Here is a 566-nt window from a genome sequence, read left to right as displayed (position 1 = left end):
CAGTGGCTTCGTTGACCGACACTTGGTCTGCAGCGATGTTCACCTGCACCAGGTCGCCCTGCCCAGCCGGCTCGTCGGTGACGGTGGTCGTGACTGCCGCCTTGCTGGCCACCAAGTTCTCGAACTGCTTGTCACCGGCCACACTGATATCCGTGATGGCCTTGGTGATGGCAGGCTGGCCGCCGACGTACACGTCGTCCGGCGCATTGATGCTGACGGTGCCGCTGGCAGAGCCGGCGGCGATGAACACCTGCGTGCCGCCGGTCAGGGTGACGGTCACGCCACCATGGCCGGTGACCGGCAGGTTGTTGTCTTCGCTGACCAAGGTCACGGTGTAGGTGATCTTGCCGCCTTCAGCCACAGTGGTGTTATCCACAGCCAGCACAGCGGTGACCTTGCTGATGGTGTCGGTGATGTTGACCGAGGCAGGGGCGCCTAGCACCAGGTTCTCGAACTTGGCGTTCGGCACCTCGGCCTTGGCGATGCCGATCTCCAGCTTACCCTCGTCCTTGAACACGTCGTCGCCCTGCGCCGCGGCGGTGTAGGTCTTGGTCATCTCGCCAGCC

The 566-nt window shown here is 64.0% G+C and carries 1 protein-coding gene; it reads right to left on the bottom strand.

Translation table 11 applies throughout. The features are described 5' to 3' along the window. The coding region (locus ACF8GB_RS16740; RefSeq protein ID WP_392527338.1) for an immunoglobulin-like domain-containing protein at positions 1 to 566 on the bottom strand (566 nt) is incomplete at both ends.

Source organism: Pseudomonas sp. xss_4, from assembly GCF_043104125.1.
GTDB lineage: Bacteria > Pseudomonadota > Gammaproteobacteria > Pseudomonadales > Pseudomonadaceae > Aquipseudomonas > Aquipseudomonas parafulva_B.
The sequence above is the reverse complement of the archived record's forward strand: the minus strand, read 5'-3'. Positions and strand labels throughout refer to the sequence as shown.